The following is a 25,328-nucleotide window of genomic DNA, read 5'->3' as shown; positions in this document are numbered from 1 at the left end:
ACTGCAATGTCTGCTTGGTCTGATTTGCTATAGATAGTTAATAATAAAATACTGGTTTCTGATTCTAGCAAGTAGATAATTCGATATCCTCCACTTTTCCCTTTTTTAATATTACTATTTTTGACCCTAACCTTGTAAACATAAAGATTGGAACCAAAACCTGCAAGGCGATCGCCTAATAATCTTTTTTCCTGTAGCTGTTCAATAATCGGCTCAACATCCTTTCTGATATTCCGATATTTTTTCGATAACCGATATAATTCTTTTTCAAATTCATCGGCAAATATAACTGAAATTGGTAAGTTATTAGTCATCAATTCTTTCCCAAAGTTCAGAAATTGGTCTAGTTTTTCCTTCTTTTGCTTCTTGTAAAGCACGTCTTAAACTTGCTTTAATTTCCTCAACGGGAGTATCATCGGGATCGGGTTCATTGTCCTCGGATACCAGCAGAATAACTTTAACGCGACTGGCGGATTTAATCTCTAAAGGTTCATCTAATAAAAGTTGACCGTTTTCATCTATTTTTCCCATCACTTCAAAGGCTTTCATCGCGTGACCTCTATTGACTTATTAATAAATTTTACTCTAATTTTTCTAAAGGAACAACTTGAGGATCGAGAATTTTAGGGCTAGAAGTTGTGAATTTAACGGCGATAGATATTTTGCCTTTATTTCCAAAAATATGAGTAACTTGTCCGACTCCAAAGCTACGGTGAAGTACGCGATCGCCAACAGCAAAGCTTTCCACTTTTGAGGATTTTTTATTGTTTTTTGACTGAGTTTTATTTGCTTTTTTAGTTGTTGGAGTTGGGGATTTTGCAGGTTGAGAAATAGGAAGATAGCCTTGAATTAAATCCGGGGGTAATTCTTTTAAAAACATCGACGGAATGCAGGGTTCACGATATCCCCAGAGACGACGTTCTCGGGCGTGAGACAGGAATAATTGTTCTTGGGCGCGAGTAATTCCGACATAACAAAGGCGTCGTTCTTCTTCAAGAGATAAAGGATCATCTAAACTCCGAAAATTGGGGAATAATCCCTGTTCTAATCCGACTAAAAACACAATCGGAAATTCTAACCCCTTAGCTGAATGAAGTGTCATTAAAGAAACAGCTTGTTCACCTTCTTGGAGGTTATCTAAGTCAGAAGCTAGAGAAGCATTGGCTAAAAATCCTCCTAAAGTTGAGTCTTCATAATCTTCTTGAAATTGAGCGACAGCATTACTCAATTCTTTAATATTTTCTAAGCGACTTTCGGCTTCATCGGTACTTTGATTACTTAAGTCAAGAATATAGTCAGAATCCTCCATTACCCCTTCTAAAATCTCAAGAGCGGTAGAAGATGCTGCTTTTTCTTGCCAAGATGAGATCATTTGAGCAAACTGATTAACTGCTTTTGCAGAACGTCCAGCGATGGTATTTACTGAGTCTTGATCGCTGACAATTTCCCACAGGGGAACACCTAATTGTTGAGACGCATTCACTAAATTATCAATGGTGGTTTTACCAATTCCTCGACGGGGTGTATTGATAATTCGCATCAAACTAACACTATCGGCTGGATTCGCAATCATTCGCAAATAAGAAATAGCGTCTTTGATTTCTTTGCGATCATAAAACTTTAAACCTCCAACGACTTTATAGAGAATATTACTTTTAATGAAAGCATCTTCTAAGGCGCGAGATTGAGCATTAACCCGATAAAGGAGTGCAAAACTACCGTAACCTAACTCGGGATGTTGTTCGGTTAAATTTTTGATTTGAGTGACAATAAAGCTGGCTTCTGCGGCTTCATTATCGGCTTGATAACAGTATACGGGTGGCCCTTCTCCGCGTGTTGGACGCAATACTTTTTCAATCCGAGTGGTATTATTTAGAATGAGTTGATTTGCAACTTCGAGAATATTTTCCCGTGAGCGATAGTTGTCCTCTAATTTAATCATTGTGCGGGTGTCGTCATCGGCTAAACCATCCCCAAAATCCTGTTGAAATTCTAACAGAATGGTATAGTCTGCCATTCGGAAAGAATAGATGGACTGATCGACATCTCCGACGACAAAGATTGAGCGATTTTTCCAGTTTTTAAAGCTTCTTGGATGTTCGCCGTTGGTTACTAATAGCCGAATTAAGTCATATTGGGTGCGGTTGGTATCTTGATATTCATCGACTAATATATGATTAAATTTTTGATGCCAATAGGCTAAAACTTGTTCATTTTGTTGAAATAGTTCAACGGGAACTCGAATTAAATCATCAAAGTCTAGGGCGTTATTAGCAGCGAGACGATCTTGATATTTTCCATAGACTTCGGAAATGACTCGACCATAATATTCGGGATTTTCTCGTTGATAGGCTTGGGGAGAAAGTCCTAAATTTTTGGCGTTACTAATTTGATAGCGAACTTTGCGAGGTTCAAACTTTTTATCATCTAAGTTGAGTTCTTTTGTGACGATTTGCTTGACTAAACTTTGAGCATCTGATTCATCAAAAATTGAGAAATTTTGTTGCCACTGTCGCCCTTTTTCGTCGGTATATTTATTGATATCGTAGCGGAGAATTCGCGCACAAAGACTGTGAAAAGTTCCCATCCACAACTGCTTGCTAACACTCCGATAAACTTGTGATCGCAAGTTTGTTTGTTCGGGGGAAGTGAGAGCAGAAAAGGGTTTTTGATACTGAGTTTGCGCCTGTTGTTCTGAAAATATTGCTTCAACTCGTTCTTTAATTTCTCGGGCGGCTTTGTTGGTAAATGTCACCGCCAAAATATTTTCGGGATGAACCCGATGAGTTCGCAGGAGGTTGGCAATACGATAGGTTAACGCCCGAGTTTTACCCGAACCCGCTCCCGCCACGACTAGCATCGGACCGCAAAAATGTTCGACGGCTTGGCGTTGTGAAGGGTTGAGATGGCTAAGGAAGTCAACGGTCTGAGTCATGGCTGCAAAAGGGAAATTTTCCGCTATAGTTTAGGCTACCATGTTCAAGGTTCCCCTGACTAAAATTAATCAGGGGAGGAGTCAGACCAATCTTTATTGAGAGAAATTATACCTCGTAGTAAGAACGATACCACTCTACAAATCGTTTAATTCCGACTTCTATAGGAGTATCTGGACTAAAGCCAACATCTTGAATTAACGCATCAACATTGGCATAGGTTATCGGTACGTCTCCGGGTTGCATCGGAAGCATTTCTTTAACGGCTTCTTTCTCCAGACAGTTTTCCAAAACTTCAATGAGTCGCAAGAGTTCAATGGGCTTATTGTTGCCAATATTATAGATTTTGTAAGGGGCTTTTGTGTTGCTTTCTGGGTGCAAATTGGGCTGAGGAATTTTATCGACAACTCGGACAATACCCTCAACTAAATCATCAATATAGGTAAAATCTCGTTGCATTTTTCCATAATTGAAGACTTTGATTGGTTTTCCATCTAGTATCGCTTTTGTAAACAGAAAAACAGCCATATCTGGACGACCCCAAGGCCCATAAACTGTAAAGAAACGTAAGCCTGTTGACGGAATATTATAGAGATGGCTGTAGCTGTGAGCCATTAATTCATTAGCTTTTTTTGTTGCTGCATATAAACTAACAGGATAGTCAACGTTATCCTCGACTGCGAAGGGAATTTTTTTATTTGTACCATAAACCGAACTCGAAGATGCAAAAACTAAATGACCTACATGAGTATGGCGACACCCTTCTAAAATATTCAGAAACCCCGTTAGGTTGCTATCGACATAGGCATAGGGGTTTTCCAGAGAGTAACGAACACCCGCTTGTGCAGCTAGATGGACTACAGCATCAAATTGTTGTTCAGAAAACAGTTTTTCTAGTTGTTCACGATCAACTAAATCTAACTGATAAAATGTGAATTTTTTTAAAGAGCTAAGTTGTTCAATCCGAGCTTTTTTTAAAGAGACTTCATAGTAAGAATTAAGGTTATCTAATCCGATAACTGTATCCCCTCGTTGCAGCAATTTTTGACAAAGGTGAAACCCTATAAATCCAGCGGCACCAGTTACTAATATCTTCACAAAAGTTGTCCCCTATAAACTTAATTAGCTGATTTCTGATGATCTTAAAAACAGATCAATTAAACGGAATTGGCTAGTCTGTGTTATCTGTTCAGGTGAGCAAGTTGCTATTCAGGAAGCTTTGTTTTGTTGTAATAGCAAAGAACAGATCCGAAAAATGCAACCTGTTTAAATAATTTTAACCGTTCTATTAATGTCATAACATATTTTCATCAAGTTGGGTATAGTCAGATAGCTTCTCTGCTTAATTATATATACCAATATAAATTGATTAATCAGCTTACTATCTTATTTACTTCTGACGATTTGATCTTCTATAATAACATTAACACTTACTCTAAGCAAGTTTTTTGGGCATCAAACTTTGAAAGCTGATCAGGTCTTGGGAAGGATGTATACAGGTTATATTTAATAAATTTAAGGACATTTTTTTCGTTTCAGATTAATCAATTTTCTAAAAAAATTAAGGCAGGTTTAAGACTCGATCTAAAAGTGTTTGTTTCTCGACTCGAATGAACAAATAACGACCTTTTTGGTCTAAAATTTGATAATCTTGAGATTGTAAACCAAGTCTTTTAATATCTTTAGGTCGGCTAATGATCATAATTGTTGAGGGGTTTGGACGATTTTGAATCGAATCAAAAAGATGATAAATTGGCTGATCTTCTACTATTCCCTTGAAAAAATCTAGCACCGTATAAAAGTAAGCTGGACGTTCAGAATAATAGACAACACTGGGTTTTCTAAAGCCTATCATCCAGAGTTCTTCTTGAGATTTTTCGACTTGAGAAATTTGCTGAGAAAGTTGTTTTAAGGGAAGTTGACGAACTTGATCAATTAGAAAAATAGCAGGGTTAACTAGAAAGACAAAAAAGGCTATAAATCCAGCTAAATTTGCTCCTATTAACCAATGCCATTGAGAAGGATATCTAAGTATCCAAGCGATTAATACTGCGGTTATTATCCAGATTATTCCGGCTCGTAAATGTAAACCTGACTGTTCAATAACTTCTGGTAAATTAATCACCGCCGGATCACTACCGATGAATTGAGGGCTAAAAATACAAACAATACCCAAAAGGACAAGAAAAAAAAGATTGAATCCTCCAGTGATTAATATTCCTCTTTTTTTAGCTGTTCTTATTTCTGAGATTGATGAAGTTTGTTGTAGAATAAATTCACTTGAGAGAAGGGCAACTAGAATCGAAGTTGCTGGCATTAAAGGTAAGACATAACTGGGGAGTTTGGTAACAGAAATTGAGAAAAATAAAAAAATACAAGCGAACCAGAAAAATGCAAATAAACCCAACTGATGATCGCGAGGTTGTTGACGCCAAAAAGAACGTTGCCAAAAGTGAGAGCGAAAGATAGCTAAGGGTAAATAAATTGACCAAGGCATAAAGCCAATTAAGACAACAATAAAGTAAAAATACCAGGGGGCTGCGTGACCGTTAACAACGTTAGTAAAGCGTTCAAAGTTATGATAGCCAAAAAAAGAATCAATATAGGTTTGCCCATTCCGAAGAATGACTAAAATATACCAAGGGAGGGCAATGATTGTAAAAATAATCCCCCCTAAAATTGGCTTTGTTTCCCATAAAATTTGTCTAAAGTTACCAAGATAAAGGACAAAAGAGATTAAAATCAATCCAGGTAAGACAAGACCAACAGGGCCTTTAGCCAAGACTGCAAATCCCAAGAATATATAGAAAGCTAAGTACCATTTATTGGGGAGAGAAAAGTCTAAAAATAACTGAGAAATGGAAAACTTTTCTAAATTTTCAGTTTCTTTTTTTCCGGCTTCAACATATCCCCAAAAAAAGCAAAATAAAGCACTTCCCATACACCCACTTAAAAGCATATCTGAAACCCCTTGACGCGCCCAAATTAAGGTTTCCGGATTAAAGACGGCGATCGCACCTCCGATCCAAGCCGATAACCACAATTGACGTGTTTTTTGTCGAGAATCAGCTGTTAAATTTGAAGGGAAAAAACCAAAAAATCGTAAAGTCAAAAAGCAACCCACGCTTAATGTAATTGCAGCCAAAGCTGAGGGTAAACGCACCGCCCATTCATTCACCCCTAATACTTGATAGCCAACAGCCATTAACCAGTAAACTAAGGGCGGTTTATCAAAGCGAGTCTCACCATTAAAATAGGGCGTAATCCAATCGCCAGTTCGTACCATTTGACGGGCTGCTTCGGCAAATAAGGGTTCCGTTTCATCGACCAATCCTGTATTCCCTAAATTCCAGAGAAATGCGATGCTACAAATTAATAATAACCCGACAATTGAGAATCCCCAAGTGGTTTTGGGATGTTGATCAAATGATTTCCAGTATTGCGTGAGGGATTTGGCTATTTTCAATGTTGTCATTCCTAGTGTGTCATTTTCCAATATTCAATCTCTCAGACCCTAATTTACCAGTTTTGGGTTCCATCAGGATAAAAAAATTTCTGAAATGCTCTATTTTTCAATTTAAGATGGTAGCATTTTTCTTAAGCTGTGTTCCCGGCAGTTTAAGTTCAATCTGGAGGTTTGACTGACAAGCTGAGTATGCCCAATTTTTTTTCTAAACTTAATTTTATAAGCTTGATGGTTGTTTTGAGTACCATTCTCTTATTCTTTTTTAGTAGTTTTCGTCATGCTTTATTTCAATCTAATGCTTTTGATTTAGGAATTTTTGATAATGGAATTTATCTTCTGAGTCAAGGTCAAAAACCTTTTGTGACTTTTAGAGGTTTGCATATTCTTGGTGATCATGGAGCTTTGATTCTTTATCCTTTGGCTTTATTATACAAGATTTTTCCGCAGGTACATTGGTTATTGCTTGTACAAGCCTTTAGTCTATCTGTTGGCGCTATTCCCACTTTTTATTTGGCAATTAATGCCGGATTAAAACAATCTCAAGCGACAACTATGGCGGTTGTATATTTGCTCTATCCACTGGTTTTTAATCTCAATTTATTCGATTTTCATCCCGAAGTTATTGCACTTCCCACATTACTATTTGCAATTTTAGCGGCTCGTTTAGAGCAAGTTTTTAGATTTACTTTTGCTATTGTGATTATCTTAAGCTGTAAAGGGGTTCTATCTTTAACTGTCATGGCTTTAGGAATAGGGTTACTGTTGTTTGAAAAAAAGCGAATTTGTGGAATGATCGCTATATTCGCAGGTTTAGCCTGGTTTTTAATTGCGACTCAGGTGATTATTCCTCATTTTAGTGGCGGTGAACCTGCCGGAGTTAAATTTTACGATTCTCTGGGAAATTCAGTTTTTGAAATTGCTTTAAATTTATTCCTAAAGCCTGGAATTGTTCTCCAACAAATTTTTACTTTATCTAATTTAGAATATTTAGTTCTCCTAACTATTCCTCTAATTTGGGGTCTTTCGTTTCGACATTTAGCACCTTTAGTAGGTGCCATACCCATTTTATTATTAAATTTGCTCAGTGACAGTGTTCAGCAAAAAAACTTAACTCAACAATATTCTCTCCCCATTTTACCTTTTTTGTTAGTGGCTGTCATCGCAACTTTAGCCGCAGGAGAGGGATGGTTACGCCAACCTAAAAAAATTATCTTGTGGTCATTAGTTGCTTTTTTAGCTTTGGCAAAATATGGTTATTTTGGTTCAAGATATCTCAAACATTTTGATACAGTTAAAGCCTCTCATGAAGCGGTTGCTTTAGTCGAGACAAAAGGCAGTGTTTTAACGGCTGACCATATTGCTCCTCATTTAACCCATCGTTCAGTCATAATGTTAACAACAAAAGGCTCCGAAAAACTTGATTTAAATTCATTTAAATATATTTTACTTAATGCGAGTTACCCCGGTTGGGATAGTTCCCGAGAACTGGTTTATCGTCTGGTGGACAAACTAAAAATGATGCCAAACTTTCAACTTCGTTATCAAAAATCAGAAGTTATGCTGTTTGAGAATCAAGACAATACAACAATAATCAAATCAAACAAAAATCAATAAATTTACAAAAAATAACTAAGTTAGTTTATCGAAAATGCTAAACTCTTATTAAAGATAATTGGATCAAAAAATGATGTGGGAAAAAATCGCTGAACACATTAGCCAAACAACACAACAAAAATTTCAAGTCACTGACACCCGTTCTGTGGGTGGAGGTTGTATCAATCAAGGGTATCACCTCACTGATGGTTCTCGCAACTATTTTGTCAAACTCAATCAAGCGTCTCAAATTTCGATGTTTGAAGCAGAAGCTTTAGGCGTCAAACAAATGTGGGAAACGCACACGATTCGAGTTCCTAAACCTATTTGTTGGGGAACGGCAGATAACTCAGCTTATATAGTGCTGGAATGGCTAGAAATAGGGGGGAATAGCAATACAGAAGCGATGAAAGAGATGGGTATAAAGTTAGCAATGATGCACCAATCGACTCCGGCTAATGACTATCCTGGAAAACATCAGTTTGGTTGGGAAATTAATAATACCATTGGTTCTACACCTCAAATTAATACATGGACAGAAAATTGGGCAGAATTTTGGGCAAATCATCGAATTGGCTATCAAGTAAAACTCGCAAAAGGTCGTGGAGGTCAGTTTGAAAATACAGAGGTTTTAATCGCCAAGATTCCCGAATTATTAGCCGATCATCAACCTCAACCCTCTCTAGTTCATGGTGATTTATGGACTGGAAATGCTGCGATAACTGCGGATGGAGAACCGATAATTTTTGATCCGGCAACTTATTATGGTGATCGCGAAGTAGATTTAGCAATGACTGAATTATTTGGTAGCTTTTCACCTGCTTTTTATCAAGGATATGATGAAGTGTTTCCTCTTGATTCAGGCTACGAACGTCGCAAAATACTGTATAACCTCTATCATATTTTGAATCATTTTAACTTATTTGGGGGTAGTTATGGTTCACAAGCTAATCAGATGATTCAGCAACTTCTACGTTAACAATGGGTAAACTAACCCTGACCGTTGTGATCTTATTGGGTTCGCTATTGATTGTCAAATCTCCTTTATATATATCTAAAAGACGTTTAACAATAGCTAGCCCTAATCCTGATCCTTGATGTTCGGAGCGACCTCGATCAAATTGTTTATACGCTCCAAGTTTAGTGATTTGACTATCTGTCATCCCCTGTCCTTGATTCAAAAAATCGAGGTAATATTGTTGCTGATCTTGGTGAGTTTTTATATAGACTTTTTCGAGTTTCTCTGAAAATTTAAACGCATTATTGAGAAGTTCTTCTATAATTTTTCTCAAAATATCTGGAGGAACTTCGACTGCAATAGTCTGCTGAAGTTTCAGAGACAAATCAGCCTGACGTTCTGGGAACATTTCTAGTGTTTCGTTCGCAACTTTTTGAATTAATGCGTTTGGATCTTGAACAGAACCTTTTGGCCAAAACTTTATCCGTTCTGAGTCGTGAACTAAAAGTTCTAAATCTGCATAAAGAAGAAAATTAGAAATCAATCGATATAAGCGTTGAGCAGAAGTATTAATATCTGCTAACATCGGTTGTACTTCATGGACTTCCATCTCAGCAAAATCTTCAATCAACAGTTGAGATGAAATAAGAATTCCATTTAAAGGAGTCCGAAGTTCATGGGGAAGTGAAAGGCTCAAACTACTTCTCAGGTCATTTAGATGAGCTTGTATTCTATCTTCAATCGCAACTTTCTTTTGAATACGACTTGAAATTGCACCCAGTAAATCTTTACGACTAAAAGGTTTAGTTAAATAATCATCAGCACCCAAATTCATCCCTTGGCGGATATTTTCACGAGTTGCTTTTGCGGTTAAAAAAACAAAAGGAATCGTCGAAGTTGTCTTTTCTTCCCGTAAAATTTTTAAAACATCATATCCATCCATTTCGGGCATCATCACATCACAAATCACCAAATCAGGAAGATGTTCCAGAGCGAGTCTAACACCTTCCTTACCGTTTTCTGCACCAATGACAGAAAATTCTTCAGCTTCTAGAATATCAAGAATAATCTCACGCACATCTGACTCATCTTCAATCACTAAAATCCGCTTCATCTTGTTCTCTCTCCTCAAATTGCAAAGGTAAGGCTACTGTAAATATTGTACCCTTTCCAACTTCGCTGTGTACAGTAATGGTTCCACCCAATCGATCAACAGAGCGTTTAACAATTGCCAATCCTAAACCTGTTCCTGAAATTGTACCGACATTTCTTGCTCGATGAAAGGATTCAAATAAGTGTTTTTGATCTTCAACCGGAATCCCAATTCCTTCATCTTTAATTGTAACAACAACCTGTGTTGCTTGATAAAAAAGTTTCATCTCAATTTTACCGCCTTTTGGGGAATACTTAACCGCATTTGAGAGTAAGTTAATAAAAATATGACGGAGTAATCTTTCATCAGAAATCGGCAATATTTTGGAGTCTTGACTCGCCGCCAACTCTAAATAATTTAAAATATTTTTACCATGAATACTCAATGTTAAATTACACTTTTTATTAGCAGTGATTTGAATTTCTTCTACTAAATTTTCACAGAAAGAATCTAAATCAATAACAGTCGGGTTGTAGGGAAGTTTATGGGCTTCCGACTGACCAATAATCAAAACATCATTGAGGAGATCAGTTAAGTGTTGAATGGTGACTCGAATTCGGCTGAAATATTTATCTTTTTTATCCTCTGTCCAGCGATGACCATAATATTCTAACGCCTCTGTTGATGCCATAATTGTGGTCAAGGGAGTGCGAAATTCATGGGAAATCATCGAAACAAAACGAGACTTCAACAGATTCAGTTCTTTCTCTTTTTGTAGGGCTTTACGCATTTCAGCTTCCGCTCGTTTTCGTTCAGTAATTTCTTCGACATCTCCTTCATAAACAATAATATTACCTGGGGCATCTCTGACCGCTCTGGCATTTTCAGAAATCCAAATTATATTACTCTCAGCATGATAGACTTGAGACTCAAAAGCCAATACACAGCCCTGTTCTTCGATTAAACGAATAAACTCTGTACGACGTTGGGGATCGACATACATCTGACTTTTAATATCCGTCACTTTAGCCATCATTTCTTGAGGGGACTGATAGCCACACATCCGAGCTAAAGTCTTATTGACATCCAAAAAACGTCCTTCAGGAGTAGACTGAAATAGTCCCTCAACCGCATTTTCAAAAATACTTCGATATTTTGCTTCTGCGATTTCAAGTTGCTGACGAGCGTTAAACTCAGCCCGTTGTAAACGTTCGTACAAATAGACAGACAAATCACAAATTAAACAAACCCAAAACAACATCAAAATTAACCGCAGTGGCTCATTATAGTTAGGAATGGTGTCAAACCCAAAAATCCGATTAATCCCGAAATAGTACCCCAATGTAATCATCTGGGATAATAAATGCAGCGGCCAGCAAACAGGAATTAGAGTCGCTTGGGTGAAAAATGTCGAACCCCAACCCAACAATTCAGGGCTAACCAGGGGCGAACCTGGTCTGAGAACCTCGACAATCGTTTCAATAATCTGTTCGTTCATCTCCAAAGACCAAGAAAACCCCAGAAAAATTAAGCCGAGATGATGACGCCCCCAGGTGGTTTGTAGGACTCCCATTCCAGTACATAAGCTAAACAACCCAATCAATTGAATAATTAGGTGTTTATCAAAAAAAATTTCCCCCGCATAAAAAAATCGCACTAAGTTCAGTACAAAGCTGGTTAAGTAGGCCCATAGCACTAACCCAAAGGCTAACTTCAATCTGGCGAGTAGAAACCGATTACGCCATGCTTCGTAGGACAGTGCAGCTAAATTACCATAATTTTCTGGGTAGGCGTTTGCATTTCTGAGAAACGTCAACAATCCCCGAATCGGCGACAGTCGTTGGAGCAACATTAGCCATTTACGAATCATCTGTTGACCTCGCTGGGAGAAGTGAAGCTTGTCCATTTTAATTCTCCATACTAAACCCTGTCGCACCGGAGAGAGACGACCTGCTGAAATTATAAAAAAAGAGGCTCTGCTACCAACACAGAGCCTACTCCTATTTATTTATTTTAGTCGAAAGCTTCAAGACCTGGTTTAACGGACTGTTCCTTCCAAAGCCTGAAAATCTATGGGCTTCATCAAATACAGTTTGACAAACTGCCAAGCATTCGAGAGGTAATGGGGTAATTTTTGGAAAAACTGCAAGAATTTGGGCGTATTAGAATTAACAATCGCCGTCAATTTCTCGTTATTTTTGATGCAAGTTTCCAATCGTTCGTAGAACTCCGGATTTTCGACATCCAAAATGACGGGGAACACCCGACCGGAAGTTTCGTTGGTTTTGAGAATCACATACTTGTCGTAATCGCGAGCATTCAACCCAATCGCCTCATAGAAGCCAGAGCGTTGAACATCGTTCAAGTACATGGTACCGAATACCGACAACAAGAAGAATCGACACCAGAGTTTTGCCTTCCAATCATTGAGGATTTTGGGCTGAGATTTCATCATGGCATCGAAGAAATCACCATGACGGTTCTCATCTTGACACCAGTTTTCAAAGAAGCGGAAAATCGGATAAATGCGATCTTCAGGATGCGCTTGTAAGTGACGATAAATGGTGATATAACGCCAATACCCAATTTTTTCCGAGAGGTAGGTCGCGTAGAAGATGAATTTAGGTTTAAAGAAGGTGTATTTGCGACTCTTGGTTAAAAATCCCAAATCCAGCGACAGGTTAAAATCAGACATCGCTTTGTTGAGGAATCCCGCATGACGAGCTTCATCGCGCGACATCAGTTGGAAACATTCAGCTAAAACCGGACTTTTACCTTTGAGACGACGGCTTAACTCTTTGTACAGCAAGAACCCAGAAAATTCAGCGGTACAAGAACGTTCCAGAAATTCGACAAACAGGCGACGAGTTTCTCCATCAATATGATCCCAGGATTGTTCAAATTCGGCATCCCGGACAAAATGATGACGGTTGTAGTCCGCCCGGAATTCTTCTAAGATCGCCCGCAGTTCATCCTCATTGACTGAGATGTCCATCTGCGCCATCTCATCAAAGTCTGTCGTGTAAAACCGAGGGGTAAGAATGGTTTCCTTGGCAGGAACTTTAACCCCCGGCCGGATTTCATCAAATGCTGGTTTTTTTAGAGAGTCTACCATAGTGTTTCTATCATCTTATGATTGCAGGTTTGAGGTGCAGAGATTTTTCGGGACAAAGCAATGGAGTCTGATCCCTACTCCACGAACAAACCAATGCCGGGATCAAAAGTTGTAAATGTATGAATTTTAGTTTATCAACCTCTCCGCCCCAAAAGACATTTACTGCGTTAAGAATTGCAACATCTGTTGATACACTCAGAATCTACATCACTCCAAAGCCCGATATCACAGGAGATCGCCATCATGTCCAACCAATCAAGGAATTGGTAATAATTCGTTTCACCCCCAATTCGATCAATTCTTGAAAATGTTCGGGACGGTCAACAGTCCACACCACCCAATCTACCCCCTGACTGCGACTGTCTTCAACAAAATGAGGATTTTCTAGCACCACATCAAATAAACTACTTAAAATCGCATTTCCGGCTGTAATTGCTTTATGTAGTTGTTCGGGATAATCCCCAGCTTCGGTGAGAAAATAGCCCAATTTGATCTCAGGACAACAAGCGCGAACTTGCTCTAAAAACTCCTCATTAAACGCCGTGATCACACATTTTTCTAAAATTCCCGCCTCTCTCACTTGTTGAATTAAGCCTTCAATCTCTGTTTTTGACCATTGACAATGAGGTTTAACATCAAAATAAATAAATTTTTGTACCTGTTTAAAACACACTAATGCTTCAGCTAAAGTCGGAATGGTTTCCCCGACAAACTGTTCAGCGAACCAAGCCCCCGCATTCAGTTGTTTCAACTCTTGTAAAGTTTTCTCCTGGACTCGACCCGAAGTTCCCGTAATTCGGTCTAAAGTTTCATCGTGAAAGATGATCGGTACACCATCGCGAGATAATTGTAAATCAAATTCTATCGAATTGGCTCCCCCTTCTATCGCCGCACTAAAGGCCGCTATGGTATTCTCGGGAGCCATTGCCGAAAAACCCCGATGAGCAATTACTTCTAAATTCAAAATATCCTACTCCTTTACCCTATACTTTGACCAAGAAATGATCCTTTTTGGAGGATTAAATCATCACATCATCTAGTTTACCTGCAATTGAATCAATCAATACATTGCATCGAGGATTGAACTAAATTTTATAACTTTGAGCAGCATCAATACTTAATTATGCTAGTCTGTCTCTGAAGGCAATCTCTAGATTTAATGAATTTAATTCAGCGCATTCCTGGACGTGCTTATCTGTTGCTCGGCGTGACTATTTTTGGTGCCGCTAACGCCGTGACTCGTCAGTTAACTGAATTGGGCGCAGAAAATTTAATTGATGGTCGAAATCCCATTTCTTTTTGTAATGTTTTGTTTGTGGGTAATATTTGGGCGTTATTAATTTTTTTACGGCTTTATTATCAAGACTTAACTCAGTAAACCATCAAAAATCTGTCCGGAAAAGATTGGTTAGGTTTAACCACTGTTGCCATTCTTGCAGGTGCTTTAGCCCCGGCTTTGTTTTTCTCAGCGTTAGAACGAACAATGGTTAATAATGTGATTTTAATTAGTCGAATTGAACCGCCTTTAGTTCTAGCTTTATCTATTTTGTTACTCCATGAACGGGTAAATCGTTGGGTAATTATTGGTGCAATTGTTTCGTTTATTGGCGTCGGATTAACGGTTTTTATCCCAGATCCTAATCGAGAAATGATCAGTATGACTGGATTTCATGGGATTGGAGAATTGATGGTTGCGGTCGGTGCAGTTTCCGCAGCAGTTGCAACAATTATTAGTAAAGTCAGTCTTCGTAATATTCCACTTGGTTTTTTTAACGTTTATCGCACCTTTTTGAGTACAGTTATATTTTTTGTTATCGTTACTTTGCTGTTTGGATTTGGTCACTTTATGGATGTATTTTCTCCGCTTGTTTGGCAATGGATGTTACTGTATAGTCTTGTGATTGTTGTTGGCGGTCAATTTTGTTGGTTTTCAGGATTAAAAAAATCAAGTGCTTCTGAGATTTCTTTAGCCAGTTCTTTTGCTCCCATTGTCGGGGTTTTAGCCTCCTATTTTATTTTAGGTGAAATTCCCACAACTCCTCAATCTATTGGCGGAAGTGTGATTTTTTTGGGGATTATTATCAATCAAATTGGTGTTTCTAAAGTTCCCGCTCAACCGTCGGAACTCCCGCCATTAGATCGCTCAACTGAAGACCTAGATCGGACAGTGGGATTCAAAGGAGTCTAAACAATTATTCTGTAATACTGAGATAATTAGGCTGTTCTTTCACCCGATTTATCCAAGCATAAACCGCCGGAAAACGAGTTAAATCAAATCCACCTTCATTGGCGACATGAGTATAAGCAAATAAACAAATATCAGCAATAGTGTAGCGATCTCCTACAAAAAAAGGATGATCTTTTAACTGTTGTTCCATCACTCCTAACGCCGCATAACCCAAGGGTTGTTTTTGTTCTAAAACCTGTTTGTATTCTTCTGGTTTTCCGACAATAGAAATCCAATAGCGAGAAGTCGCAATATAGGGTTCATGGCTGTATTGTTCAAAAAACATCCATTGCATCACCTGCGCCTGTTCAAACTTATCCGTTGGGAAAAAGGGTGTTTCTTGACTAAAATAATATAAAACGGCATTAGATTCGGGTAAATATTTTCCCGGTTCAAGTTCTAAAAGCGGAACTCGTCCATTGGGATTTTTGCTTAAGAATTCTGGAGTGCGACTTTCCTTTTTCAAAATATCAACTGTAATTCGTTCAAAGGGAATCTCTAATTGGGTTAACAATAGCCGAATTTTATAACAATTTCCAGAAGACGGATATTCGTATAATTTTATCATCGTTTATGTTCTCCCGTTGGTGACGTAAAACTCATTCTATGGCAAGACCACGAATCCTAAATAATCCCTAATTTAAAAAATAGAAAAAGATCCTGATTTTATTGTACAATAAGTAGGAGATTTTCTGCGATAATCAGTACAATAACTTAGAGAAACAATGACAGACAACACCAATACCTACTTACTTTTTGATGGCAGCATGACCTTTTCAGGTACTCCCGAGGATATCACATATGCCCTCTGGAAAACCTCTAAGGGTCACAAAAACCTAGAAAATATACAAGAGTACATGGAGTGGCAAAACCGCACCTGCCAAGAAATATCGGGGTACTCAGTCGATACCAGCAGTTACGAGCAATTTGTCAGTTCATTGGCGAGTAACGGGTTTCTGACTCCAGTTGAGAATATGGATTAATTGAACGGCAATGTTCTTGTGTGGTATTTTTAGCCCCCTAGAGTGCTTGTTTACTGGAGTTTAGACGATTTATTGATGGTAAAATCAATTCTCTAGTAATCCTGTCAATTACAAAAGGGCGATCGCAGTTTCTAAACTTCAAAAAGCGATCGCTCTTTTAACCCAACTGATATGATCTCCTCCCTTTCTTTGGAATTACGAAGCGCCACCAATGTGAATATCTCGTACTCGAACCGGAACACAAGCATGAGTCATTTGTGCTAGTTGAATGGGTTCACCTTTTCCACAGTAACTTGTTCCTAATTGTTCTCGTTCAGACTCCGGGCCAATCGCATCAATTTTATTCCAAAATTCTGTCGTCATAGCGTGATAGGTGACATCTTTTAACATCCCCACAACTTTACCGTTTTTTACCTGCCAAAACGCATCTCCTCCAAATTGGAAATTACGGCGTTGTTGATCGATAGAAAAACTCCCAATTCCATCAATTAAAATCCCATCTTCGGTATCGGCAATCATCTCCTCTAAAGTAGCAGTATGACTGCCATTTTCTGGCCCGGGTTCTAAGCCTAAATTGGGAATGCGTACCATCGGCACACTCGACCAACTATCAGCATAAGCACAGCCATTACTACTTTCTCGTCCGAGTCGATAAGCCGTTTCACGATCCGTTAAATAATCTACTAAAATACCATCTTTTACCACATACCAATCTTGTGCCGGAACGCCTTCATCATCATACCCCATTGTACTGCGTCCACCTGCTTGAGTGCGATCGCATTTAAAGTTTACCCAAGGTGCAGCATATTGTAGTTTATTCAGTTGATCTGTGGTTGCAAAACTGGTCCCTGCAAAATTAGATTCATAGCCATAAACTCGGTCTAGTTCAGTTGGATGTCCGACAGATTCATGAATAGTTAAATAGAGGTTTGATGGCTTTAAAATCAGCGTCGAAAGAATACCAGACGGCCCTTTCGGTGCATGAACTTTTTCGATAGCTTCTTGAGCAACCCGATCTATTTGATTGCTCAAATCGGCGAGATCAATATGTTCATAACCTATATTTAAAGGTGGACGTTCATAACCCCGAGTTTGTGCGTCTCCATTAGCAACTGCGGTACAATTAAAACCGGGATAACTGCGGTAAATGGTTTGTTCAATCAGAGAACCTATTGTAGACGCAAAGAGCTTATCTTCTTGGATAAATTGTAGATAAGACATCGCTTTTTTGATGCCTTGTTCTTCGTAGGCGAGTAACCGTTCATTGAGGTTCAATAAAAACTCAGCTTTCTCTGCAATTGGAATGGTAAAAGGATCAATTTTAATCGGCGTAATGTAGCTATCTTGATAGGCTTCAACCGGAACCAACTGCACCGGATTTTGTAGCGAAAGACGGCTTCCTTTAGCAATATCAACGGCTAAATTGACAATTCGAGTCACTTCTTCGGGTGTTTTGCGATAACTCGCAGCGAACCCCCAAGCCCCTCTCAGAAGAACTCGTACTCCAAAACCAGAACTAACATTATCTTCGAGACGACTTAAAGAGCGATCGCGAGCAAAGAGGTTTTGTTTCCGATAAGTGCAGAAGCGAACATCTCCATATTCACATCCGGCTTGACGAATTAAATCAATAGCGAGGGTTGCTAATTCTGTTGTGGTTTGGCGGGTCGGTGCTTGTACCATATCGTGGTTTTTGATTTATACAATTATTGTAGTTCATATATGTTAAACCTTTTGAGAAAATTTGCACAGTTCTAGGATAATATTTAAAGTAAATTTCATTTAAAATCAGACTAAACACCACCAGGAATGTTACCTATGACTCAGACAACCGCTTAAAATTATCGTTTAGACTGGGGATCGAGAGCATCTCTTAAACCATCCCCAACATAGTTAATACAAAGAACTGTTAAAAAGATTGCTAAACCTGGAAATAATGCCATATAGGGAGCCGTTTCAATATAGTTTTGAGCATCATAAAGCATCCGTCCCCATGTCGGAACATCTGGCGGAAATCCTAACCCTAAAAAACTCAGTGTTGATTCGGTAATAATTGCATTTCCCACCGCTAAAGTTGCAGCGACAATAATCGGACTCAAAACATTGGGGAGAATATGAACCCAAATTAAACGAGTGGGTTTAGCGCCAATGGCTTTCGCCGCCATCACAAAATCCATTTCCTTTGTTGTTAAAAAACTGGCTCTAACTAACCTCGCCACCGACATCCAAGTTAATCCTCCCACAACCAGAACAATTAACAGAAAAATGCCGACTTCTGGCCCTGCAATTGCTTTCATAGGTTCACGAAAGAGATAAATTACCAGTAACAATAAAGGTAACTGAGGTAAGGAAATAAATAAATCAGTTATTCGCATCAATAAACTATCGATAATTCCCCCATAAAACCCCGAAATTGCTCCGATTAATGTTCCTACAAAAATAGCCACCATCATCGCCGCCACACCAACAGTTAAAGAAATTCGTCCCCCTGCTAAAATTCGAGCCAGTTGATCTTGTCCGAGATCATTAGTTCCAAAAGGGTGTTCCCAACTCGGAGGAGAAGTAGAATTTCCAAAGTCGATTGTATCAATAGGCGTGGTATAAATCAATGGCAAAAAGACAACAGAAACAAGAATTAAAAGTAAAATAATTATTCCTAAAACTGCCATTTTATCCCGTTTGAATCGTCGCCAAGCATCACCCCAAAGTGTTCGAGGTTTTGTTAGATTAGATTGAGATTGATTAATAGAAGTCATTACTAAAATTTAAAATTTGCTTTAAGATAGAAAGAAGAACATTAGCGAGGAGAATCTCATGGTTTCTCAACTCGAATCTCAGACTTCTTCCGAGGTTAATTATCCCGAACGAGATGGTCAACCGATGTCAGACAATACCATTCAATTTCGCTGGATTCTCACTCTTTACTATAACTTAGAGTGGTTATTTACTCACGATCCGGCTATATTTGTTGCGGGAGATTTGCTTTGGTATCCCGTTCAAGGCAATAATAAAATTCGTCAAGCTCCAGATATTATGGTTGTTTTTGGGGTGGCTAAAGGCGAACGCGGTTCCTATCAACAGTGGAACGAAGGAAATATTGCACCCCAAGTTGTTTTTGAAATTCTCTCTCCCGGTAATAGGTTAACGGAGATGAATAAAAAACAAGTTTTCTACGATCGCTATGGGGTGGAAGAATATTATTTGTACGATCCTCATAAAAATGATCTGAGTGGTTGGCTGCGAACGGATGAACGTTTGGATGTGATTGATGATATCAACAATTGGGTGAGTCCTCGCTTACAAATTCGGTTTGAATTATCTGAGAATGAACTCAAATTGTATCATCCCGATGGAAAACGGTTTTCAACTTATCTGGAAATTCAAAACCAGTTAGAACAGGAACGTTTGCGAGCAGAACAAGCCGAACAACAATTAGAACAAGAACGTTTGCGAGCAGAACAAGCTGAACAACAATTAGAACAAGAACGTTTACGAGCAACAAGGTTAGAGGAGTTATTACGATCAGCAGGAATTGACCCAGAACAAAATAGTTAATTGACAATTTTTCACGCCTCAAGGGTGGTGTTTAAATCACCCTTTTTTATTTATATTGTATCCGAGGATCTAAAATGCCATATAAAAGATCAGCCATTAAATTAAAGAGAACGACTAAAATCGCATAAATAAACGTAATCGCCATCACAACTGGGGTATCACTGCGATAAATCGATTCAATTAATAACGCTCCAATTCCAGGTATTCTAAAGATTTGTTCGGTGATTAATGCGCCCGTAAATAAACTGGGAATATCTAACGCAATTAACGTCACGACTGGAATCAAAGCATTGCGTAAAACATGACCTTGAATTACACTAAAATTAGGTAAGCCTTTGGCATAGGCAGTGCGAACATAATCTTGGTTTAACTGTTCTAACATCGAAGATCGAATAAACCGCATCAACACCGCAGATTGATATAAAGCCAATACACAAATCGGCATAATTGACTGTTTGATTTGTTCAATCAAGGTTTGCCAATTCGTCACTTCTAAGGTACTATTGTAAATAAATGGAAACCAATTTAACTGAACGCTGAAAATGATTATAAACAGTAATCCCGTAAAAAAAGGAGGTAATGAAAATCCGAGAAAGGCGAATGTAGTCGCAACTTGATCGAAAATAGAATAGCGTTTGATTGCAGAAATAATTCCCAGTGGAAACGCAACAAACACCGCCAATAAATAGGCTGAACCTGCTACCCATAAAGTCGTTAGCAAGCGTTGTAAAATCAATTCACTCACAGGACTCCGACTGGTAAATGAATAGCCCATATCACCTTGAATAAATGCCCAAGCCCACTTAATATACCGAATCGGTAGGGGTTGATCTAAACCCAAAGAACGACGAATATTTTCTCGAACTTCTGCTGTAATTGAAGGATTGGTGGCGAATTCTCCCATCGGATCTCCCGGCGCGAGTGCTAAAATAGCAAAGACAACAATACTAATTGCGATTAAAGTCGGAATTGCGCTCAGAAGACGATTAATTAGATATCGCGTCATAGATTCTTAATGTTAATAATCAGACTTGCTACTTTGATTTAAACAGAACATTACTGAAAACTAATTTATTATAGAAGATATTCAGGATCGATTACACATAAATTTTTTGAAATAGCTAGCTCAAATGAGTAAAAGATGAGTATTTTAAGGTTGGATTATCCAGAGCGACCCCCAATAGTGTTACGATTGTTAGTGATCGCCATTTGTAAAATCCAATTATTTCTATTGTGATTTTATCGGGTTCTCATCAATAACCCAACTTCCTTGACTTGAGAACTTGCTATAGGTATAAATTTAGAATCCTTCTAAAGAGAGAGGGTAAGTTACTTCTGAGTTCGTTACGTTAGTGGAGGACTTTAAGTTCAGAAATTTTTAACCACTAGAGGATTATAGATAATGAATTGGATGAAAATATTTTGGCGTCGATTGAGTCAAATGACTCTAATGACTGTATTAGTAAGTGGGCTTTGGATATTGGGATTTTCTCTCACTTCAGCTCAAGCTGCACCGAATTTAATAGGGAATACAGATGAGACGGGTTTAACAGGAGAACGTTTGAGTGCGGTTATCAACTGCTTACCAAAGGAGTTGAGCGAACCTGATTTAGGTCGAGCCTTAAAAGAGATGGGAAATGATTATCTAGAACGCACTTTTCAACTCAAAGATAATCCCAAACTCAACCAAGCGGAAATTGCTTTTGGTCAGTGTTTAGAGGGGAAAGGATACACTCTGAGAGCTGAACAATTTCGCAATCTCCAACAGGAATCATAAATTAAAATCAACTCAAGTCTCTATCTGATGATTGAGTTTGTGTTCCCTCGGCTTCTGGGTGAAGTTGGGGGAAATTTGCATAATAATATCACCATCTGCTTCATGCTAGAGGTATAATTAGAGGATCAGATCTGTAATGTTTGGCAACTGTGTCTATTCAATCTAGTTCAAAAATACCGACATCCAAAGAAATCAAAGCGATTGATGATCAGCTTTCCCAACGCTTTATTCATCTTGATCCGGCTGGTTACTTTATCATTTATGTTGATCAAGAAGCAGGTCTAATTTGTGCAGAACACTATACAAATAATATCAACGGTCAGGGACTTGCTGTTGATCCGGAGACTGGTGAACCTTTCCCGTGTACCGGGAGTTTGAAGCGTCAACCCACCGCAGTATTTAAAGGTAGAACTGCGAAAGAATTGGGCATAAAAATAACTGAAGAAGCTGATTGTTGTCCGTTAAGCACTTTTGATCATGCGCTTTACTTAGGACGAGAGTTTGTGCGGGCAGAAATTGCACTCACGACTGAACAAGAGTATGTCCAAGACTAAGATCAATCACTGATCAACTCACTAAACTGGGGGACGGGCAAGAATTAACCCAAATCGTTACCCTAGCCCCCAGCATAAACTTTTTTTACAGGTCGCCACCACGAAAAGCCAGCAAAAAGATGACCACAGGGCCAGCAATGACAATCAGCGCTAACATCGTAAGCTGTGCGATCAGTTCAAAGTTGATGTTGCTGAAAAAGTTAGTGATAAAGTCCATTTTTCCTCCCGAAGAAAGCCAGTAAATGTATGAAAGATTGAGTTATGCTAAGAACCAACTGTTAATAATACAGGCGATCGCACGGTTTTTTAATAATTGTTATAAAACTCAATATTAACCCCATTCCCCGACTCCCTCTCCTAAAAAGCGAGATTGACCCTTTGTAAACTAGAAGTTGGACTTCAAAGCGGGCCGCAAACAAGGATAGAATTCTAACGATGACTGCTTATACCATTAATTTTAGTTCGGTTTGTCAAATGAGCGACGAACAATTTTATCAGCTTTGCCGTAATAACCCTGATCTTAAGTTTGAACGAAATGCAACCGGAGAATTAGTTGTTATGTCGCCAACTGGGGGAGAAACTGGAAATCGTAATATTGAAATTGCTGGAGATTTTGTATTCTGGAATCGTCAAAATACACTCGGTAAACTGTTTGATTCTTCTACTTGTTTTAAACTCCCCAATGGTGCCAATCGTTCTCCCGATATCGCTTGGATAAAACAATCAAGATGGGATCAACTTACACCGGAAGAAAAAGAGAAATTCCCCCCAATTGCACCCGATTTTGTGTTGGAGTTAATGTCTCCTTCTGATAGTTTAAAATCGACACAAGCCAAAATGCAAGAATATATAGAAAATCAAGTAAAATTGGGTTGGTTGATTGAACGAAAAAGCCGTTATGTTGAAATTTATCGCTTAGGAAAATTAGTAGAAACGTTAAATTCTCCCAGGACTTTATCGGGAGAAGAAGTGCTACCCGGATTTATTCTTGATTTACAAATTGTCTGGAGTTAAACTTCACTCAAGGAGATCTGTTCTATGATTGCTGATTTTAAAGCCCCATTAATGACCGCAGAAGAGTATCTAAAGTGGGAAGAAAAACAACCGATAAAATATGAATATATAAATGGAAAAGTCTGGGCAATGATGGGGGGAAGTTTACCCCATAATTCCATTGCTTTAAATTTAGCTTCTGCACTCAAATCCCATCTCAGGAAGCAAGGGTGCAAAGTATTTATGGCTGATGCAAAAGTTGGAGTTTCGAGTCACGGCCCCTTTCATTATCCTGACATTATGGTAACGTATGATAGTCGAGACCAAACCGCCCGTAAAGTGGTTTATTATCCTTGTTTAATTGTAGAAGTATTGTCTCCGAGTACAGAGGGTTTTGATAGAGGTAAAAAGTTTAGGCATTATCGCCGCATTGAAACATTGAAGGAATATGTTTTGGTTGATGCTGAACGAATGAATGTAGAATGTTATCGTCTGAATGAACACAATAAATGGGAATTAACATCTTACTCTGTTGAAGAAGTAGCAACTAATGCAACAGAACTCGAAATTCAGCTAACCTGTGTTAATTTCCGCAGTTCAATTTCTTCACTCTATGAAGATGTGGTTTGTCCTGATGAAAATCTAGAAGATTCTGTTTCGAGTTAACCTTAAAACCTTTAAAAAATCAACCCCAAAATAAGTATTTATGATTGGCAGCAGTAGCATTGGTGAAGTCAATCAACTTGACGAATATGTATTATTTGTGTAATATAAATTATTACATCTCACAAACAATGACACAATCTGACAGTGGCGTAGACTTCTACGGTAGACTAAAGGTTGTATTGCAAGCTGGCCACAAATAAGGGTAAATCATGGCTGAACGTAGCGATGTAAACGGAAAAGAACAAGAAAAGGCAGCCAAATCTTACAAAGATACGGTGAACCTGCCAAAAACCAAGTTTGATATGCGGGCAAACGCCGTCAAACGCGAACCCCAACTGCAAAAATTTTGGGCAGAAAATCAGATTTATGAACGCCTGGGTGAAAATAATCCGGGTGAAGTCTTTATATTACACGACGGGCCGCCCTATGCCAATGGTGCGCTACATATTGGTCACGCCCTCAATAAAATTCTTAAAGATATTATTAACCGTTACCAACTTTTGCAAGGGCGAAAAGTGCGTTACGTTCCGGGTTGGGACTGTCACGGCTTACCAATTGAATTGAAAGTTTTACAACAAATGAAACAGTCAGAACGGGAAGCACTCACCCCGTTAATACTGCGTCAAAAAGCCAAAGAATTCGCCTTAGAAACGGTTGATAAACAACGAGAATCCTTCAAAAGATACGGCGTTTGGGGAGATTGGGATCATCCCTATTTAACCCTCAAACCTGAATATGAAGCCGCCCAAATTGGGGTGTTTGCCCAGATGGTTCTCAAGGGTTATATCTATCGAGGATTAAAGCCCGTTCATTGGAGTCCGAGTTCAAAAACAGCCCTAGCAGAAGCTGAATTAGAATATCCTGAAGGTCATGTTTCTCGCAGTTTATTTGCGGCATTTCCAATCACTAGCTTGGCGGAATCAGTCAAGTCAGAATTAACCCCATTTCTGCCGGATTTGGGAATCGCTATCTGGACAACAACACCCTGGACAATTCCCGGAAATTTAGCCGTTTCTTTGAATCCTGAATTAACTTATGCTGTCGTAGAAACGGATAAAAATACTGAACATCCGATTCCGTTTAAATATTTGTTAGTCGCAGCAGAATTAGTCGAACGACTATCGGCAACCTTTGGTCAAACTCTAACAGTAAAAGCGACAATAAAAGGCAAAGATTTAGAACATTCCACCTACAAACATCCCCTATTTGATCGTGAAAGTCCGGTAGTTATTGGGGGAGATTATGTTACCACAGAATCCGGTACTGGACTCGTTCACACCGCCCCTGGTCATGGTCAGGAAGACTTTATCGTTGGTCAACGCTATGGTTTACCTGTTTTGTGTCCGGTTGATGCGGATGGAAACTTTACTCAAGAAGCAGGTGAATTTGCCGGATTAAATGTTCTCAAAGATGCC

Annotated in this window: 25 protein-coding genes; 11 read left to right on the top strand and 14 right to left on the bottom strand. The window is 38.7% G+C overall.

Translation table 11 applies throughout. The features are described 5' to 3' along the window. The 5 genes from L8106_RS27465 to L8106_RS27445 all read right to left on the bottom strand — a co-directional run. Positions 1–314 (bottom strand): type II toxin-antitoxin system RelE/ParE family toxin (locus L8106_RS27465; RefSeq protein WP_009787828.1); only part of this gene is annotated, 314 nt, incomplete at its 3' end. Beyond that, on the bottom strand, positions 307–549 hold the full coding sequence (locus tag L8106_RS27460) for a hypothetical protein (protein WP_009787827.1): 243 nt from the start codon (positions 547–549) through the stop codon (positions 307–309). The genes L8106_RS27460 and L8106_RS27465, both read right to left, overlap by 8 nt. A 31-nt stretch (positions 550–580) precedes the next feature. After that, the gene (gene pcrA, locus L8106_RS27455; RefSeq protein WP_009787826.1) at positions 581–2,935 is read right to left on the bottom strand and encodes a DNA helicase PcrA; all 2,355 of its coding nucleotides are present in this window, start codon (positions 2,933–2,935) and stop codon (positions 581–583) included. A gap of 106 nt (positions 2,936–3,041) precedes the next feature. Continuing rightward, a complete protein-coding gene (locus tag L8106_RS27450) occupies positions 3,042–4,031 on the bottom strand; it encodes an NAD-dependent epimerase (RefSeq protein WP_009787825.1) in 990 nt (329 codons plus the stop codon). A 463-nt stretch (positions 4,032–4,494) separates the two neighbouring features. Beyond that, positions 4,495–6,408, bottom strand: a complete 1,914-nt coding sequence (locus tag L8106_RS27445) for a glycosyltransferase family 39 protein (RefSeq protein WP_009787824.1) — start codon at positions 6,406–6,408, stop codon at positions 4,495–4,497. Between the two features lie 180 nt (positions 6,409–6,588). Between L8106_RS27445 and L8106_RS27440 the strand changes: the two genes are divergently transcribed. Continuing rightward, complete coding sequence (locus L8106_RS27440; RefSeq protein WP_009787823.1) at positions 6,589–8,013, top strand: DUF2079 domain-containing protein; 1,425 nt, start codon at positions 6,589–6,591, stop codon at positions 8,011–8,013. A 73-nt stretch (positions 8,014–8,086) separates the two neighbouring features. Next, positions 8,087–8,971 (top strand): fructosamine kinase family protein, encoded by an 885-nt coding sequence (locus L8106_RS27435; RefSeq protein ID WP_009787822.1) that lies wholly within the window; start codon positions 8,087–8,089, stop codon positions 8,969–8,971. On the opposite strand, the gene L8106_RS27430 is transcribed toward L8106_RS27435, so the two are convergent. From L8106_RS27430 to L8106_RS27415, 4 genes are all read right to left on the bottom strand, one after another. After that, a complete protein-coding gene (locus tag L8106_RS27430; protein ID WP_009787821.1) occupies positions 8,940–10,064 on the bottom strand; it encodes a response regulator in 1,125 nt (374 codons plus the stop codon). The genes L8106_RS27435 and L8106_RS27430 overlap by 32 nt on opposite strands. Next, on the bottom strand, positions 10,042–11,949 hold the full coding sequence (locus tag L8106_RS27425) for a PAS domain-containing sensor histidine kinase (RefSeq protein ID WP_009787820.1): 1,908 nt from the start codon (positions 11,947–11,949) through the stop codon (positions 10,042–10,044). Before L8106_RS27425 ends, L8106_RS27430 begins: the two co-directional genes overlap by 23 nt. Before the next feature lie 132 nt (positions 11,950–12,081). After that, positions 12,082–13,158, bottom strand: coding sequence for a magnesium-protoporphyrin IX monomethyl ester (oxidative) cyclase (gene acsF, locus L8106_RS27420; RefSeq protein ID WP_009787819.1), 1,077 nt, complete (start codon positions 13,156–13,158; stop codon positions 12,082–12,084). A 241-nt stretch (positions 13,159–13,399) separates the two neighbouring features. Then, a complete protein-coding gene (locus L8106_RS27415; RefSeq protein ID WP_009787818.1) occupies positions 13,400–14,122 on the bottom strand; it encodes a glycerophosphodiester phosphodiesterase family protein in 723 nt (240 codons plus the stop codon). A 195-nt stretch (positions 14,123–14,317) separates the two neighbouring features. Between L8106_RS27415 and L8106_RS34005 the strand changes: the two genes are divergently transcribed. Next, positions 14,318–14,536: a hypothetical protein gene (locus tag L8106_RS34005; RefSeq protein ID WP_009787817.1), complete on the top strand. Its 219-nt coding sequence runs from the start codon at positions 14,318–14,320 to the stop codon at positions 14,534–14,536. Positions 14,537–14,539: 3 nt separating this feature from the next. Continuing rightward, positions 14,540–15,346: a DMT family transporter gene (locus tag L8106_RS27410; protein WP_369749731.1), complete on the top strand. Its 807-nt coding sequence runs from the start codon at positions 14,540–14,542 to the stop codon at positions 15,344–15,346. 4 nt (positions 15,347–15,350) lie between these two features. Here L8106_RS27410 and L8106_RS27405 read toward each other — a convergent pair whose 3' ends face one another. Then, positions 15,351–15,953 carry a glutathione S-transferase family protein gene (locus tag L8106_RS27405; protein ID WP_009787815.1) on the bottom strand — a complete coding sequence of 201 codons (603 nt, stop codon included), beginning with the start codon at positions 15,951–15,953 and terminating at the stop codon, positions 15,351–15,353. A gap of 157 nt (positions 15,954–16,110) precedes the next feature. On the opposite strand from L8106_RS27405, the gene L8106_RS27400 reads away from it, so the two are divergent. Then, a complete protein-coding gene (locus L8106_RS27400; RefSeq protein ID WP_009787814.1) occupies positions 16,111–16,368 on the top strand; it encodes a hypothetical protein in 258 nt (85 codons plus the stop codon). Between the two features lie 195 nt (positions 16,369–16,563). On the opposite strand, the gene L8106_RS27395 is transcribed toward L8106_RS27400, so the two are convergent. Together L8106_RS27395 and L8106_RS27390 are read right to left on the bottom strand one after the other, a co-directional pair. Next, positions 16,564–18,051: a TldD/PmbA family protein gene (locus L8106_RS27395; protein WP_009787813.1), complete on the bottom strand. Its 1,488-nt coding sequence runs from the start codon at positions 18,049–18,051 to the stop codon at positions 16,564–16,566. A 158-nt stretch (positions 18,052–18,209) separates the two neighbouring features. Next, positions 18,210–19,124 carry an ABC transporter permease gene (locus L8106_RS27390; protein WP_009787812.1) on the bottom strand — a complete coding sequence of 305 codons (915 nt, stop codon included), beginning with the start codon at positions 19,122–19,124 and terminating at the stop codon, positions 18,210–18,212. A 58-nt stretch (positions 19,125–19,182) separates the two neighbouring features. Here L8106_RS27390 and L8106_RS27385 point away from each other — a divergent pair, with 58 nt between their 5' ends. Continuing rightward, on the top strand, positions 19,183–19,923 hold the full coding sequence (locus L8106_RS27385; protein WP_009787811.1) for a Uma2 family endonuclease: 741 nt from the start codon (positions 19,183–19,185) through the stop codon (positions 19,921–19,923). A 46-nt stretch (positions 19,924–19,969) separates the two neighbouring features. Here the strand turns inward: L8106_RS27385 and L8106_RS27380 are convergent, their stop codons facing one another. Then, positions 19,970–20,929, bottom strand: a complete 960-nt coding sequence (locus L8106_RS27380) for an ABC transporter permease (RefSeq protein WP_009787810.1) — start codon at positions 20,927–20,929, stop codon at positions 19,970–19,972. 396 nt (positions 20,930–21,325) lie between these two features. Between L8106_RS27380 and L8106_RS27375 the strand changes: the two genes are divergently transcribed. Together L8106_RS27375 and L8106_RS27370 are read left to right on the top strand one after the other, a co-directional pair. Continuing rightward, complete coding sequence (locus tag L8106_RS27375; protein ID WP_009787809.1) at positions 21,326–21,700, top strand: hypothetical protein; 375 nt, start codon at positions 21,326–21,328, stop codon at positions 21,698–21,700. A gap of 149 nt (positions 21,701–21,849) precedes the next feature. Continuing rightward, positions 21,850–22,254, top strand: a complete 405-nt coding sequence (locus L8106_RS27370; protein WP_009787808.1) for a DUF4346 domain-containing protein — start codon at positions 21,850–21,852, stop codon at positions 22,252–22,254. An 85-nt stretch (positions 22,255–22,339) separates the two neighbouring features. Here the strand turns inward: L8106_RS27370 and psb30 are convergent, their stop codons facing one another. Further along, positions 22,340–22,471 (bottom strand): photosystem II reaction center protein Ycf12/Psb30, encoded by a 132-nt coding sequence (gene psb30 / locus L8106_RS27365; RefSeq protein ID WP_009787807.1) that lies wholly within the window; start codon positions 22,469–22,471, stop codon positions 22,340–22,342. A 218-nt stretch (positions 22,472–22,689) separates the two neighbouring features. On the opposite strand from psb30, the gene L8106_RS27360 reads away from it, so the two are divergent. From L8106_RS27360 to L8106_RS27350, 3 genes are all read left to right on the top strand, one after another. Beyond that, complete coding sequence (locus tag L8106_RS27360; protein WP_009787806.1) at positions 22,690–23,268, top strand: Uma2 family endonuclease; 579 nt, start codon at positions 22,690–22,692, stop codon at positions 23,266–23,268. Between the two features lie 24 nt (positions 23,269–23,292). Continuing rightward, on the top strand, positions 23,293–23,913 hold the full coding sequence (locus L8106_RS27355) for a Uma2 family endonuclease (protein WP_009787805.1): 621 nt from the start codon (positions 23,293–23,295) through the stop codon (positions 23,911–23,913). 209 nt (positions 23,914–24,122) lie between these two features. Then, positions 24,123–25,328: class I tRNA ligase family protein (locus tag L8106_RS27350; RefSeq protein ID WP_009787804.1), on the top strand; the 1,206-nt coding region annotated here is incomplete at its 3' end.

This window comes from Lyngbya sp. PCC 8106 (assembly GCF_000169095.1).
Taxonomy (GTDB): domain Bacteria; phylum Cyanobacteriota; class Cyanobacteriia; order Cyanobacteriales; family Microcoleaceae; genus Capilliphycus.
The sequence above is the reverse complement of the archived record's forward strand: the minus strand, read 5'-3'. Positions and strand labels throughout refer to the sequence as shown.

Coding starts and splice junctions, on each gene's coding strand:
- L8106_RS27460 (WP_009787827.1), bottom strand. CDS start 549: ATGAAAGCCTTTGAAGTGATGGGAAAAATAGATGAAAACGGTCAACTT.
- pcrA (WP_009787826.1), bottom strand. CDS start 2,935: ATGACTCAGACCGTTGACTTCCTTAGCCATCTCAACCCTTCACAACGC.
- L8106_RS27445 (WP_009787824.1), bottom strand. CDS start 6,408: ATGACAACATTGAAAATAGCCAAATCCCTCACGCAATACTGGAAATCA.
- L8106_RS27440 (WP_009787823.1), top strand. CDS start 6,589: ATGCCCAATTTTTTTTCTAAACTTAATTTTATAAGCTTGATGGTTGTT.
- L8106_RS27435 (WP_009787822.1), top strand. CDS start 8,087: ATGTGGGAAAAAATCGCTGAACACATTAGCCAAACAACACAACAAAAA.
- L8106_RS27430 (WP_009787821.1), bottom strand. CDS start 10,064: ATGAAGCGGATTTTAGTGATTGAAGATGAGTCAGATGTGCGTGAGATT.
- L8106_RS27425 (WP_009787820.1), bottom strand. CDS start 11,949: ATGGACAAGCTTCACTTCTCCCAGCGAGGTCAACAGATGATTCGTAAA.
- acsF (WP_009787819.1), bottom strand. CDS start 13,158: ATGGTAGACTCTCTAAAAAAACCAGCATTTGATGAAATCCGGCCGGGG.
- L8106_RS34005 (WP_009787817.1), top strand. CDS start 14,318: ATGAATTTAATTCAGCGCATTCCTGGACGTGCTTATCTGTTGCTCGGC.
- L8106_RS27405 (WP_009787815.1), bottom strand. CDS start 15,953: ATGATAAAATTATACGAATATCCGTCTTCTGGAAATTGTTATAAAATT.
- L8106_RS27400 (WP_009787814.1), top strand. CDS start 16,111: ATGACAGACAACACCAATACCTACTTACTTTTTGATGGCAGCATGACC.
- L8106_RS27395 (WP_009787813.1), bottom strand. CDS start 18,051: ATGGTACAAGCACCGACCCGCCAAACCACAACAGAATTAGCAACCCTC.
- L8106_RS27390 (WP_009787812.1), bottom strand. CDS start 19,124: ATGACTTCTATTAATCAATCTCAATCTAATCTAACAAAACCTCGAACA.
- L8106_RS27385 (WP_009787811.1), top strand. CDS start 19,183: ATGGTTTCTCAACTCGAATCTCAGACTTCTTCCGAGGTTAATTATCCC.
- L8106_RS27380 (WP_009787810.1), bottom strand. CDS start 20,929: ATGACGCGATATCTAATTAATCGTCTTCTGAGCGCAATTCCGACTTTA.
- L8106_RS27375 (WP_009787809.1), top strand. CDS start 21,326: ATGAATTGGATGAAAATATTTTGGCGTCGATTGAGTCAAATGACTCTA.
- psb30 (WP_009787807.1), bottom strand. CDS start 22,471: ATGGACTTTATCACTAACTTTTTCAGCAACATCAACTTTGAACTGATC.
- L8106_RS27360 (WP_009787806.1), top strand. CDS start 22,690: ATGACTGCTTATACCATTAATTTTAGTTCGGTTTGTCAAATGAGCGAC.
- L8106_RS27355 (WP_009787805.1), top strand. CDS start 23,293: ATGATTGCTGATTTTAAAGCCCCATTAATGACCGCAGAAGAGTATCTA.